The sequence below is a fragment of the Pigmentiphaga sp. genome (genome assembly GCF_033795525.1).
Classification (GTDB): Bacteria; Pseudomonadota; Gammaproteobacteria; order Burkholderiales; family Burkholderiaceae_B; genus Pigmentiphaga.
This window is the reverse complement of sequence record NZ_JARYGM010000008.1, coordinates 89980-103827: the sequence shown is the minus strand read 5'-3', so window position 1 is coordinate 103827 and position 13848 is coordinate 89980. Positions and strand designations below refer to the sequence as shown.

Below are 13848 nucleotides of genomic sequence, written 5' to 3'. Positions count from 1 at the left end.
CTTGGCCGGCGAGCAGTGCAGCGGCTTCTCCATTTCCTCATCACGGCCGGCACCTTCCCCAGGTTCATGGAAGTTCCCCGTTCGCACGTGGTTCCGGATACCAGGCCGGCTTGCGTTTTTCGCGGAAGGCTGCGCGGCCTTCTACACCGTCGGCGCCATCGCGCATCGCGACGAACGCCTGCTGCAATTCCAAGGCCAGCTCCTTACTGTACGGACGGCCTTCTAGGGTCCGGCATAGCGACTTCATCTCGGCCTGTGCGCTGGGCGCGCCCAGCAGCAGGCCGTCCAGGATCAGATCCAGGACGTCTTCCCGCGTCGCCTCGTCGCAGAGTTCGTGTGCCACCCCCAAGCGCAGTGCGATATCGGCAGAGAACCGCTCGCCCGTCAGCCCGTAGCGGCGCAACGGGCGCGCACCCATCATGCGCAGGAAAAACGGCGTCATCGGAGCGGCTGCAAAACCGAGCCTGACTTCGGGAATGGCAAAGAACGCGTCGCGCTGCGCCAGCAGCACGTCGCAGCATCCAGCGAGCGCCAGCCCGCCCCCCAGGCAGGCGCCTTGCACCACGCTTACCGTGGGCTTGGGCAGCCCGTCGATCAGGCGACAGACTTCATCCAGGCTTGGGCCTGCCCCCGGGTCATGCGAGCCGGGCCCCAGGTCTGCGCCGGTACAAAAATGCCTGCCCGCGCCGCGCAGTACCACCACGCGCACCTCCGCCGCACGGCGCCATGCCTGCACCCGGTCGGCGACCGCCGCCAGCATCCCGCCGTTGAAAGGATTGCCTTTGTCGGGCCGGTTGAGCACCAGCGTGGCAACGCCACGCCGGTCCACATCCCCAATAATCGTGGTGCTGTCCATGCACGCCCTCCCCGGCTCAGTCCAGCCTGACGTTGACGCGCCGGGCACGCGCGGCCCACACGGCGCGATCCTGCTGCAGGAAATCTGCAAACGCCTGGGGTCCCAGGTCGAGCAGGTCGAGGCCGACGCCCGTCACGTACTTCTGGTCGAACTCCGGCGTCGAGATGATGCGATGGGTATCGGCGGCGATCTTGTCGATAACCGCGCGCGGCGTACCGGCTGGCGCAACGAATCCGAACCAGGTCCGCGTTTCGAACGGAATGCCCTGCTCGCGAAAGGTGGGAACATCGGGCAGCACCTTGGAACGCGTCGCGCCTGCATACGCCAGCGCCTTGAGCTTGCCTGAGCGGATCAGATTCAGCACTGGGGATACCGACGACAATGCGACGTGGATCTGCCCGCTCAAGACTGCCGGCACCACATCGGCAATGCCTTTATAGGGAATGTGGTTGAGCTGGATGCCGGCAAGCGCGCTCAGCTCCTCGGTCGTCAGATGCGTGGAACTACCTGGCCCGAAGGTGCCGTAGGTAATCTCTCCGGGACGGTCTTTCGCGGCGGCAAGGAATTCTGCCAGCGTTGCACCCTTCAACGCCGGGCCCGCGACGAATACCGTGGCGCCGGATACGATGTTGATGACCGGCGCAAAGTCCTTGACCGGATCGTAAGGCAGCTTGCTGAACAGATACTGGTTGGAGGACAGCGACGGATCGTTCGCCATCAATAGCGTATAGCCATCCGGCGCCGCTTTCGCCACGGCTTCCGAGCCGATGATCGTGCTGGCGCCCGGCTTGTTCTCCACCACGACGGGCTGGCCCCACGTCTTGCTCAGGTCAGAAGCAATTCCACGAGCGATCAGGTCGGCCACTCCCCCGGCGGAAAACGGCACGACGATGCGGACCAGCTTGCTCGGAAACTCCTGGGCGGCTGCGGCCGTGGCCGCGCAGGCCAATAGAAGACCGGCGCACAGCGCGGCCACGCCGGCCATCCGGCGGCCAGCCGGGCCCGTACGCGCCGCGGCACGATGCGTGAACGATGTCATGATGCTCTCCTCCTCGGTGGCTGGACGCCGCGTTCAATCGAGCTTCACATTGACGCGGCGCACGCGCTCGGCCCAGCGCGCCCTGTCCTGCTTCAGGAACGTGGCGAACGCATCGGGTCCTTGATTGATGGGTTCGAGACCGACGCCCGACACGTACTTCTGGTCGAATTCTGGCGTTTCGATGATGCGAAGGGTGTCGGCGGCTATCTTGTCGACTACCGGCCTGGGTGTGCCCGCAGGTACCGCGAAGCCAAACCAAGCCCGCGTCTCGAAAGGCAGTCCCTGCTCGGCGAAGGTCGGTACATCGGGCATCACCGGCGACCGGGTCGGATTGGCGTAGGCCAGCGCCTTGAGCTTGCCGCCGCGGATCGCCCCGAGCACGGGCGAGACGGCCGACAGCGCGACGTCGATCTGTCCGCTCATCACCGCCGGCACGACGTCGGCGATGCCCTTGTAGGGAATATGATTGAGCCGGATGCCGGCAAGCGCGCTGAATTCCTCGGTCGACAAATGCGTGGCGCTGCCCAGCCCGAAGCTGCCATAGGTTCTCTTGCCCGGGTCCGCCTTGGCCGATGCGATGAAGGCCTGTAGCGTGTCTGCCTTCAACGACGGCGCCGCCACCAGGACGGTAATACTCGCCGCAATATTGACCACTGGCGTGAAATCACGCACCGGATCGTAGGGAAGGCGGGAATAAAGATACTGGTTGGACGACAGCGACGGATCGTTGGCCATCAGGATGGTGTAGCCGTCGGCGGGCGACTTGGCCACGAACTCGGTGCCTATGATGGTATTGGCCCCCGGCTTGTTTTCGACCACGACGGGTTGCGCCCAGGTCTTGCCCAGTTCGCTGGCAATACCGCGCGCCATGACGTCCGTCACGCCCCCGGCCGAGAATGGCACGACGATGCGCACCATTCTGTTCGGGAAGTCCTGCGCGGCGGCCACCGCCGACACGCAACTCACTATGGTTCCCGCCATGGCGGGGACGAGCCTGGTCGGTATTCGCATAATCGTCTTGCTCCCGGACATGCTCCGTTCTGGCGGGCAAACGCCCGTCAGGCGGGCTTGCTGCCGGCCTTGAGCTTGAACGGCTCGTGCGCAGGTTTGTATGACTTCTCATCGAGGAACTGGTGCAGGCCGGCGTTGTAGGAGTCCTCCTTGTCGCCGACCTTGATCGCCTTGGTTTTCTCGATCAGGTAATCAAAAGCCTGCACGGTATCCATACCGACCACGGTGCGCATGGCCTGCTTGGTGCCGCGCAGTGCGTTGGGGCTCTTGCTCATGAGCTTGGAGGCCAGGGACTCGACGGCGCCCAGCAGCTTCTCCTGGGGAACCGAGAAGTTGATCAGCCCGATGCGCGCAGCCTCGATGCCGTCGAACGGGTCACCCAGGCAAGCGTGATAAAGCGCATGGCGGGGCAAGATTGCGTCGGCGACCACCTTGGCGACAAGCGAGCCGGGCAAGATGCCCCAGTTGATCTCGGAAAGCGAAAAGGTCGCGTTATCGGCCGCGATTGCGAAATCGCAACCGCACAGCTGCATGAACGCACCACCTACGCAGTAGCCCTCGACCATGGCGATGGTCGGCTTGTCATAGCTGAAAAGCCGCTCCCAGCGCCAGCGGTTGGCAACCAGGCGGCTGCGCTTGCGCTCGCCCGGGTTGTTGTCGAGGTCCCGAAAGAACGTTTTCAGGTCTTGCCCCGCGCTGAAATTGCCGCCCATGCCGCCCACGACCACGACCTTGACGTCCGGATCGAACTCCAGGCGGGCCAGCGCGTCGTCCATGTCGTCGTGCAAGGCGGGACTCATGGCGTTGCGCTTCTCAGGCCGGTTCAGCATGGCGAATCCAATGCCGTCGCGGATTTCCACTTTTACGTTTTCGTACTGATACTTGGAGGCTGTCATGGCTGGGTCCTATGGAGATGCGTTGCGGGGGTGGCGGGACGAGGCCGCCCGGCGGACCGGAGTCCGCCGGCAGGCCGGAAAGTCTCAATGGCGGGCGTCGCCCTTGAGGATGACGAGTGCGTCGAGCGCGACAGCGCCTTGGCCCTCAGGCAGTACCACAAAGGGATTGATATCAATGGAAGCCAGGGCGTCGCCCAGCTCCATAGCAACGCGGCCCAGGGCGACCAGCGCCTGCACCACGGCCTCGATGTCGCCCGGCGGTGCGCCGCGGTACCCGGACAGCAACTGGCCGACGCGGGTGGACTGAAGCATGTCGCGGGCCTTGGCAGCCGTGACAGGCGGCGCGGCAAACGCGACGTCCTTGATCAGTTCGAGCATGACACCGCCGCAACCTGCCATCACGACCAGGCCCATTTCCGGATCGCGATGCAAACCCAGCACCAGCTCGACACCGCCACCCACGTGCTGTGCGACCAGCACGCCGTCGATGACGACGGACCGGCCAGGCCGCGACACGTCGATACCTGGATCTGCGGCCCCAACCGACGCGGCGTCGGCCGACACGGCGAAACCGTGCCGCCGTAGATTGGCAAAAATCCTGTCGTACGCGCTACGGACCTCGTCGGCCGACCGCAGGTTCACGAAGACTCCGCCGACGTCGGACTTGTGCGGAATATCGGCCGACGCAATCTTGAGCACGACGGGATAGCCGAGCGCCTCCGCAGCCGCCACGGCTTGGTCGCCGGAAGCGACTATCGTTTCTCGTGGAGCATGAATCCCATAAGCCTGCAGCAGTTGCTTGGATTGCGCCTCGTTGAGTACGCTCGATCGGAAGGCGTCTTCCTGCAAGCGCCGCACAGCGTCGCTTGCATCGGCTGACGGCATGCCGGCATAAGGCCGGGAAGCCTGCGCGAGGCGCTGCTGTTCGTCAGATCGGATCGCCTTGGCGATTGTCCGCAAGGCCTTGTCGGGCTCGTTCAGAAAAGACAGGCGCGGCAACTGGGCTTTGAGGTCGCGGCTATAGTCGCTGCGGCTGTGCGTGGCAAAGGACACGAACGCGATCGGCTTTTTCGCGCGCGTCGCCACGTACTCGTGCACGCGCCGAATGTACTGCACGGTTCGGTCCTTGCCCGGCACGCGAGGCAGTTCTTCCTGCACCAGCAACATATCGATGCCAGGGTCGTCGTCGAGCGCTTCGATACAGGCGAGATAAACCTCTTCGCTGGTCAACACGCCGAAGCCGCCGTCCAAGGGATTGGACACTTTCGCGCCAACCGTGAACAGCGACTCCAGACGCGCCGTGGTGGCCGGCGCCAAGGCCTCGAAATGCAGGCCATACTTGTCTGCGGCATCGAGCAGCAAGCCACGATAGGCGCCCGACAGGGTAATCGCGCCTATCCGGCGGCCGGCCGGTACCGGCGTATAAAGCAGCAGCTCCACCAGTTCGACGGCATCGTCGGTAGTCTCGGCGCGCATCACGCCCCATTCTCCCGCAATGGCATCGAACACCTCGGTGCTGCCGGCCAACGACCCGGTATGCGCCATCACCGCCTGCTGGCCTGCATCGGATCGCCCGATCTTCAACACGATGACGGGCTTGCTTGCCTGCCGCGCCAGCAGGCAGGCCTCCTTGAAACGCTCGACATCGGCAATGCCCTCGACGTAGGCCACGATGACCTTCACCTCGGGATCGCCCGCCAGATAGGCGATGTAGTCCGGCGTAGACAATGCGGCCTCGTTGCCCGTGCACAGCACATAACCAGGCGTAATGCCGCGCTCCAGGAACACCACGTTCAGGTGGATCAGCACCCCGCCACTCTGGCCGACCAGGGCCACTGGCCCGGGCGTGACAGACTGGACCAGGTCATTGGTCAGCGTAGCGAAACGGCTTTTGCCGATCAGGTTGCCCATCACGTTGGGGCCCGCCACGGCGACACCCGTCTGCGCGGCGATTTCCTCGAGCTCGCGCCGGCGTACCACGCCTTCGCCGTCGCCATCCTCGCCAAAGCCCGCGGCAAAGATCATTGCGCTGCGCGCCCCCGCCGCCGCGCCGTCGCGCACCGCGCCCACCGCGGCCTGCGCCGGCACCAGCACGGCCAGATGGTCCGGCGGCTCGGGCAACGACGCAAAATCCGGGTAGCAGGGCCGACCGAAAATCTCGTTGCGCCGCGGATTGATGAAATAGACGTTTCCTTCGTAACCGGCAAGGCCCAGGCTGCGCCATACTTTGGCGGACCAGGCCCCAGGGCGATCGGTCGCCCCCACCAGCACGACATTGCGCGGCGTGGCCAGCGCGGCCACCTTCGCCTTCGCGGCTTCGAAATCGATAGTCATCGCTCTGCTTGTCTCCGGCTTTTCTTATGGGCGAGGAGCGGAACGGTTTACAGGACACGTTCCATTCGCCCTTGAATTGCCGAAGATGGTAGGCGACGCCTAACCCTGCATCAATCAAGTAAATACGTACGATTGATGAGTAAAAACGAACGTTTGGAGTTCGCGCAACGGATCGCGCCGCGGGCCGACGAACGGTTTGCGACGGGAGAACGACGGGAGGGGATAAGCGGCACGGCGCCGGGGCGCCTGGCCCAGGATAAGCCCGAACGGCCTAGCGGGAAAGAAATTCGCGGCACAGGCCGTGCCGCGAATCAAGCGATCAACGCCGCTTCATATAGTGCACGAACACTTCGCCGTCATCGCTCTGTGTCTGTGCCAGCAGCTCGTTTCCGGTCTGCTTCGCAAAAGCCTGGAAATCACGTACCGACCCCTTGTCGGTGGCGACGACTTTCAGGACCTGGCCGCTGGTCAGCGTGGCCAGCGCCTTTTTCGCTCGGAGAATGGGGAGGGGACATTTGAGTCCCTTGGCGTCCACTTCCAGATCGAAGGCAACAGATTCGGTACTCATGATGCTTCCTTCCATGCGCCTTGCTTAAAGACGGCCTTCGACCCAGCCTTGCACGCCGGCCAGCGCCTGCGGCAGGCCGGCCGGATCGGAGCCGCCGGCCATGGCCATATCGGGCCGGCCGCCGCCCTTGCCGCCCACTTGCTGAGCCACGAAATTGACCAGTTCACCGGCCTTGACCTTGCCCGATACATCGGCGGTGACGCCGGCCACCAGGCTTACCTTGCCGCCATCGACGGCAGCCAGCACGATCGCCGCCGACTTCAGTTTGTTCTTGAGCTGATCGACGGTTTCGCGCAGCGACTTCGGATCCACGCCATCCAGGGTCGCAGCCAGGACCTTGACGCCCTTGACCTCCAGCGCCGAGGCCGCCAGATCGTTACCCGCGCTGCTGGCCAGCTTGCTCTTGAGCTGGGCGATTTCCTTCTCCAGGCTCTTGAGCTGGTCCTGTACCTGGGCGATGCGTCCGGGCAGGTCGCCGGGCTGGACCTTGAGCGCTCCTGCGGCCGCGGCCAGCGTGGCGTTGAGATTCTGCAGGTAAGCCAGGGCGTTGTCGCCGGTAATGGCCTCGACGCGCCGTATCCCCGCCGCGACGCCGCCTTCCGCAACGATCTTGAACAAGCCGATATCGCCGGTGCGGGAGACATGCGTGCCCCCGCACAGCTCGCGCGAGAAGCCGATGTCCAGCACCCGGACCTCGTCGCCGTATTTCTCGCCGAACAGCGCCATCGCACCGCCCTTGACGGCGTCGTCATAAGCCATCAACTGCGCCTGCACCGGCGTATTGGCCAGCACTTCGCGATTGACAATGGCTTCCACCTGTGCGATCTGCTCGGCGGTCATGGGCGCGTCGTGCGCGAAGTCGAAACGGGTCTTGTCCGGATCGACCAGCGAGCCCTTCTGCTGCACGTGCTCGCCCAGCACTTGGCGCAGCGCCTTGTGCATCAGGTGGGTTGCGGAATGGTTGCGCATGGTGCGCGCCCGGCGCACCTCGTCGACCTGCGCATCGACCGTATCGCCCACCGCCAGCGAACCGGACGCGAGCTTGCCATGATGGCCGAAGACGTCAGCCTGGATCTTCTGGGTGTCCTCGACGTCGAAACGCACGCTGCCATGCACCAGCACGCCGGCATCGCCCACCTGCCCGCCCGACTCGGCATAGAAAGGCGTACGGTCGAGCACCACGACGGCGGACTGGCCGGCCTCGATACGCGGCACCGACACGCCGTCCACGTACAGCGCCGTCACCTTGCCCTGCGCTGCCAGATGCGTATAGCCCTCGAACACCGTCTTGGCCCCATCGTAGGACAGGCCGGCGGCCATCTTGAACTTGCCGGCGGCGCGGGCCTGCTCGCGCTGGCGCGTCATGGCGGCCTCGAAACCTTCCATGTCGACTTCGACGTTGCGCTCGCGGCAGATGTCGGCCGTGAGGTCCACCGGGAAGCCATAGGTGTCGTACAGGTTGAACAGCGTGTCGCCATCCAGCGCGGCGCCCGGCTTGAGCGCGGCCAGCGCGTTGTCCAGGATCTTCATCCCGTGTTCCAGGGTTTCGCCGAAGCGCTCTTCTTCCTGGCGCAGCACCTGCTCCACGCGTGCCTGGGCCTTGGCCAGCTCGGGATAGGCTTCGCCCATCTCGGCCACGAGGTCCTTCACCAGGCGGTGGAAGAAGGGCTTGGTCTGCCCCAGCTTGTAGCCGTGACGCAGCGCGCGGCGGATGATACGGCGCAGCACGTAGCCGCGGCCCTCGTTGCCCGGAATGACGCCGTCCACCACCAGGAACGAGCAGGCACGGATGTGATCGGCGATCACCTTGAGCGAATTGTCCGCCAGGTCGGTACAGCCGGTTTCGCGCGCCGCCGCCTTGATCAGGTTCTGGAACAGGTCGATTTCATAGTTGGAGTGCACGTGCTGCAGCACGGCGGCGATGCGCTCGAGCCCCATGCCCGTGTCCACGCAAGGCTTGGGCAGCGGCGTCATGTTGCCCGCCGCGTCGCGGTCGAACTGCATGAACACCAGGTTCCAGATCTCGATGTAGCGGTCGCCGTCGGCCTCGGGCGATCCCGGGGGACCGCCCCAGATTTCCGGGCCGTGGTCGTAGAAAATTTCCGAACACGGGCCGCAGGGGCCGGTATCGGCCATCTGCCAGAAATTGTCCGAGGCGTAGCGGGCGCCCTTGTTGTCGCCGATGCGCACGATGCGCTCCACCGGCACGCCGATCTCGTTCTGCCAGATGCCGTAGGCCTCGTCGTCTTCCTGATAGACCGTGACCCAGAGCTTTTCCTTGGGCAGCTTGTAGACCGTGGTCAGCAGTTCCCAGGCGTAGTGGATGGCTTCGCGCTTGAAGTAGTCGCCGAAGCTGAAATTGCCCAGCATCTCGAAGAACGTATGGTGCCGGGCGGTATAGCCGACGTTCTCGAGATCGTTGTGCTTGCCCCCCGCGCGCACGCTGCGCTGGGACGAGGTGGCGCGCTTGTAGGGCCGGACCTCGTTGCCCAGGAACACGTCCTTGAACTGCACCATGCCCGAATTGGTAAAGAGCAGGGTCGGGTCGTTGGCGGGCACCAGCGACGAGGACGGCACCACGGTGTGGCCCTTGGACTCGAAAAACTGAAGGAATTTCTGACGGATCTCGGCGGATTTCATCGCTGCACGCAGTAGGGGGATGAATCGCCAGCAGCGCCCGTTTGCATCCCCGGATAAATATCGAATCCTCAATTATAGAGGGACGCGGGCACGAAAGCGCGCCTCCGGCCCGGCGCCGGAAAACGGGCGTATCCGTGTAGCCCGGACGTTCGAGGGCCGGGAGCCCGCTCTGGCCCCCTGCCCGCCCCGCCTGGCGCAGTGGGCTAGCGGTCGGCCAGCGCCTTCTTGATCTTCTGGTCGGTCTTGTACTGGCTCAACCCGTACACGGACCAGATCGCGGCGGGAATCCAGCCGATAAGGGTGATCTGGAGGATCAGGCAGAAGATGCCGGCGAAGGGGCGACCGATGGTGAAAAACTGAAGCCAGGGGAGCAGGAGAGCAAGGAGAAGACGCATAGCCGGTCTGGAATCACATAGGCCGGCCATTTTAGCCGCGAAGCTGCGAAAAGAAACCGGCTGGCACCCCCGACTACGTACGTAAAGCCCCTCATATCGAAACGATCCATGGGCCCGTTAGATCGGATGCCCTCGACATATTGGCCGGCCACTGCGCGCGGGCAGTACCACATCGGGGTGACAACCTTTCCACGAACACCGGACGCCCTGCATGAATTCAACCCCCGAACGCACCTCCCTCAGCACCCTAGGCTGCATCATCCGCGCCCTCCCGCTGACCGCGCTGCTCACCGCCTGCGGCGGCGGCGATGATGGCGGCTCCGCAGGCCCTGGGCCAACGCCCACTCCCCCGTCGGAAATCGACCAGCCCATTACCGAAATGCCTACGTCCAGCTACACCGGCGACAAGCTTGCCGCCTTCATCCGCCTGAATGAAGCACGCCTGGCGGCAGGTGTGAGCGCCGTGGAACAGAACGCCCAGCTGGATGCGGCGGCGCAGGCGCATGCGACTTATCAGGTTAGGAACTATGTGACGGGCCACGGAGAGGACCCCGATAAGCCGTGGTTTACGGGGCAAGATCCCTTATCGCGAGCCCTCGTTCAGGGTTACACAGACACTCCTGTCGTCGAAATAATCAGCTACGATCCTCCCGGAGTCGAGGCCATCGAGTCATTTCTTTCGTCGGTCTATCACCTCCACGGACTTTTGGACCCCCGAGCCAACCAGATCGGCATAGGGGTCGACCGTACCACGACGCCGGGCCCGCTTTCCAGCACCAGCATCACGCTGGGCACGACTGCAAACGGACTACTGGCTACGGGGCCGCTATGGCATTGGCCGACAGGCGACCAGCAGGACGTCAACCCACGTTTCGCACCCGCTAGAGAATCGCCTAACCCTGCCCCCGACCTCGAGATTGCTGGAACGCCCATCATGCTGTGCGGAGCGCTAGACAACTACGCGATGCTCAAGATTTCCAAAGCAGCGCTTCAAGAAGAAGGCAGCGCGACCACAGTGCCCATCCGGTTGCTGGTGAGTTCGGCGTTACAGGCGCAAGACGGCGTTGAGGCAGACGTCGTGGAGGACGCGAACTTAACCCCGGCATCGATTTATCAAGGTTGCGTCTTCTTGCTTCCTACCATCCCACTAGAGTTTGGCAAAACCTACGAGGTACAGATCAGCGCCACCCAGGCCGGGGAACCAGTGAATGCTACATGGCAGTTCAGGACACGGCACCCCAGTTAGACTGCGTTTATTCGAACAGGCGTTTATCCGGGCATTTCGTAATAACAGGATGAAGAAAAACGACCATTCTGGAAGAAATAGCCCGAGTAGCCGTTATCCACGACCTGTAAACGCCAGTTCTGATTAGAAAAGGCGCCATGACCCATGCTGTAGTTTTCCCATGTAAATGTCGCATGCGCCTCGACGGTTCCAGAGAAACCGGCTTGGCAATAGGCATCACTTACAGAAATTGCCGAGCTCGTGATATCTATCACGAGGTTCGCCCCTACCGAAGAGCCGGCACTTACTACGCATTCAGTAGTCGTAGGGGCCAGCGTGCACAAGCGGTACCAGTTATTTTTCCCGGCATTATGGGCCTGAATTTCCGCCCCTGAATTACGCACAACAACTCGCAGGGTTCCGGGAAGTTCGTCCCAGCCACTCCTTCGGTCCCGGAGCTGCCGAAAATATAGTTCGGCACCATTCATCCTATTGAGTAGCTCTTGCACAGTAAGAGGTGGCATAGGCGTAATAGGGCGAGGATCGACAGGGGCCGACGGTATAGGGGGAGCATCCGGCATAACCTTCTCAGCCACGCCCGTTATAAGCGTCGAATCCGCCCATGCCCCCCTAGTTTGCGGGGCGGCCAGTTGGGCGTGGGCCTGCAGGGTCACAGCCAGGCATCCGCCTGCTGCCCAGGCAAGTTTTCTCATTGACGTCCTCCTTCAGTATTTGCAATAAATCTGGGCGATCGCCCTGGCCTGACCGCCAAGCACCGTGCCGTCGTAATCCAGCAGCTGGACTTGCCACGCCGCGCCGGCATCGACAGCCTTGCGCGTAAAGGACGAGGCCTTGGATGATTCGATCTGGGGCAACAGGTAGATGAGCGGTGTGCCCGTGGCGGTGCCCAGTTGTCCACATGCTGGCTTGGGCACCATGTCGCCCGAAGCAACGATCTGGCTGCCGACCATGACGTAGCTGGAGAGCAGGTCGTCCGCGCGCATCCAGACGCCCAATCGGCACACCAGTCCGGTTCCGCTGCCGGAGTCCGTGGCGAAGGCACCGTTGGGCGCGCAGGCGGTACCGGCAGCGGCCAGGGCAGCCAGTTCCCGCCAGGCGCCGCCCGCGCATACCAGCAGGCCGCCGGCCGCAGTGCGGGCGAATTCGGCGTTCACGCCTGCGGCGGCGGATATGCGCTGAACACAGGGGCTGTTGGCCACCGATACTTCCCTGATGCCTAACCGGTCGGCGGAAATGCTGGCATGGCCGACGAGATCCCGGCCGGCTACGGTGAGCGCCAGCCCCTCGCCCGTAGCCACGATCATTTGTCCTGCAGCCACGCGTATGGTGGGCTGGGCATCGGCACTGTCGAAAATCGTTCCGCGGTCGGTGGCAAGCCCCAACGCGCCCTTGATGCGCTGGCTGGCGATTACCCCCGATACGGGATCGATCTGCACCACACTGCCGTTGTCTGCGCGGAACAGCCCGGTCTTGGCCTCCAGCGCCCCGGCGCACTGAACGCTCAGCACCCCTGTATTGACGGCGGACACGCAGTCTCCGCCGGCGCCGCGCAACGCCAGGGAGTCATGAAACGTGACGGCGCCGGCGACGTCCAGCCCGCCCTGGAGGTCGGGATTGCGGCTATCCCGCATGCGGACGAACTGGTGGAACAGGGTAGTGTCGAGGCTGGCCAGGGCGCCGACGATACCCGCCGTGGCGCCGAGGGGGTTGGGCACGGCATAGGTGGGGCCTCGCACGAGCGAGGGCTGGTTGATATAGGCCGCACCCCCGAATCCGCCGCTCGCCATGATGACCTTGGCCAGGAGATCGGAATTCGGTTCGGGCGATCCCGGTGTACGCAATGGCGTAGTGGTATGGGCCAGCGCGTCCATCCTGCAACCCGCGCCGGGGCAGGTGCCACTGCGGTCGATGCGGACGGCCACGGTCTGGTTGAAGGGGGTGCGGTCGGGGAAAGAGGCCGGCAGCATGCCGGCCGCCCGCAGTTCGCTCAAGGTGGGGGCGAGCGCGTTTGCAACGCCTGCTACGCCATCGCCTTTTGCCAAGGCGTCATAGTGCTCGACCAGGTAGCCATCCAGCGCTCCCTTGACCGCCAGCAGGTAAGTGCCGGTTGCCTCCGCCGCCGCGTCGTCCACCTCCTGCATCAGCCGCCCGGCAGCCAGCACGGTGAGGATCATCACGATGCTGCCGGCGATCGCCAGTTCGATCAGCGTCAGGCCGCGCTGTGACGTCGCCATGCCGAAGCGGGCGAGCCGGATAGTCAGCCGGGGCATTTCAGCCTCTAGCGCGCGGTAAAGGAAAAGGCGTTCGTGTCGCCGCTGGTACACGCGCCGTCGGCGCCGACCGCGTTGTAGACCCCGGCTGCGCCGCCGGTACCGGGCTGCTTGACCGTCACACCGTTGATGACGATGCGTTCGGACACCCGCTGCATGACGGCCGCCAGGGAGGGACATGCCGCCTCGTTGACCTTGTCCAGCGTCAGGCCGAACGCGTCGCCCGCCGAAGTAATCGTGTCGGCCGCCAGGGAAATGCGTCCGTCGGTGGCACCGAGGCCGTGGCGCACCGTCGCGGCCAAGCCGGTCCCGGCCACCGTAATCACGCTGCTGCTGCGCAACGCGTTCGCCAGCTGGGCGATGCCGATTCCCGCATAGGGCGTGTTGCCGAGGCCCTGGCCGGTGACTTTCGTGCGGGCGATGAAGCGCTGCAGTTCCTGGGCGACGGTCGGAACCTTGTTCTCGATGATGTAGCCATTGATGGCAGGGATGCCGACGATGGCGGCAATCAAGACGATCGCAGCGACGATGGCGACCTCGACCAGGGTGAAGCCATTCTGTCGGCCGGGACGGACATGGGACAGGCGGGACAT

The 13848-nt window shown here is 64.1% G+C and carries 12 protein-coding genes; 1 reads left to right on the top strand and 11 read right to left on the bottom strand.

Annotated elements, in window-relative coordinates; all coding sequences use genetic code 11:
• Positions 1–64 precede the first annotated feature (64 nt).
• The 8 genes from QHC78_RS16850 to QHC78_RS16815 form a co-directional block, all read right to left on the bottom strand.
• Complete coding sequence (locus QHC78_RS16850) at positions 65–856, bottom strand: enoyl-CoA hydratase-related protein (protein ID WP_319746580.1); 792 nt, start codon at positions 854–856, stop codon at positions 65–67.
• A gap of 16 nt (positions 857–872) precedes the next feature.
• The gene (locus tag QHC78_RS16845) at positions 873–1895 is read right to left on the bottom strand and encodes a Bug family tripartite tricarboxylate transporter substrate binding protein (RefSeq protein ID WP_319746578.1); all 1023 of its coding nucleotides are present in this window, start codon (positions 1893–1895) and stop codon (positions 873–875) included.
• Between the two features lie 33 nt (positions 1896–1928).
• Positions 1929–2906 (bottom strand): Bug family tripartite tricarboxylate transporter substrate binding protein, encoded by a 978-nt coding sequence (locus tag QHC78_RS16840; RefSeq protein WP_319746577.1) that lies wholly within the window; start codon positions 2904–2906, stop codon positions 1929–1931.
• A 47-nt stretch (positions 2907–2953) separates the two neighbouring features.
• Positions 2954–3802: a p-hydroxycinnamoyl CoA hydratase/lyase gene (locus QHC78_RS16835; RefSeq protein WP_319746575.1), complete on the bottom strand. Its 849-nt coding sequence runs from the start codon at positions 3800–3802 to the stop codon at positions 2954–2956.
• 84 nt (positions 3803–3886) lie between these two features.
• The gene (locus QHC78_RS16830; protein ID WP_319746574.1) at positions 3887–6136 is read right to left on the bottom strand and encodes an acetate--CoA ligase family protein; all 2250 of its coding nucleotides are present in this window, start codon (positions 6134–6136) and stop codon (positions 3887–3889) included.
• A 319-nt stretch (positions 6137–6455) separates the two neighbouring features.
• Positions 6456–6704: a sulfurtransferase TusA family protein gene (locus QHC78_RS16825; RefSeq protein ID WP_319746572.1), complete on the bottom strand. Its 249-nt coding sequence runs from the start codon at positions 6702–6704 to the stop codon at positions 6456–6458.
• A 24-nt stretch (positions 6705–6728) separates the two neighbouring features.
• The gene (gene alaS / locus QHC78_RS16820; RefSeq protein WP_319746570.1) at positions 6729–9344 is read right to left on the bottom strand and encodes an alanine--tRNA ligase; all 2616 of its coding nucleotides are present in this window, start codon (positions 9342–9344) and stop codon (positions 6729–6731) included.
• Between the two features lie 203 nt (positions 9345–9547).
• Positions 9548–9739, bottom strand: coding sequence for a YqaE/Pmp3 family membrane protein (locus tag QHC78_RS16815; protein WP_319746569.1), 192 nt, complete (start codon positions 9737–9739; stop codon positions 9548–9550).
• A gap of 211 nt (positions 9740–9950) precedes the next feature.
• Here QHC78_RS16815 and QHC78_RS16810 point away from each other — a divergent pair, with 211 nt between their 5' ends.
• Positions 9951–10985, top strand: coding sequence for a CAP domain-containing protein (locus tag QHC78_RS16810; RefSeq protein ID WP_319746567.1), 1035 nt, complete (start codon positions 9951–9953; stop codon positions 10983–10985).
• Positions 10986–11008: 23 nt separating this feature from the next.
• On the opposite strand, the gene QHC78_RS16805 is transcribed toward QHC78_RS16810, so the two are convergent.
• From QHC78_RS16805 to QHC78_RS16795, 3 genes are read right to left on the bottom strand one after another with little or no spacing between them, the layout of a single operon-like run.
• Positions 11009–11677, bottom strand: coding sequence for a hypothetical protein (locus tag QHC78_RS16805; RefSeq protein ID WP_319746566.1), 669 nt, complete (start codon positions 11675–11677; stop codon positions 11009–11011).
• Positions 11678–11689: 12 nt separating this feature from the next.
• Positions 11690–13255: a type II secretion system protein gene (locus QHC78_RS16800; RefSeq protein WP_319746564.1), complete on the bottom strand. Its 1566-nt coding sequence runs from the start codon at positions 13253–13255 to the stop codon at positions 11690–11692.
• Positions 13256–13263: 8 nt separating this feature from the next.
• The gene (locus QHC78_RS16795) at positions 13264–13839 is read right to left on the bottom strand and encodes a type 4 pilus major pilin (protein ID WP_319746612.1); all 576 of its coding nucleotides are present in this window, start codon (positions 13837–13839) and stop codon (positions 13264–13266) included.
• Positions 13840–13848: the final 9 nt, after the last annotated feature.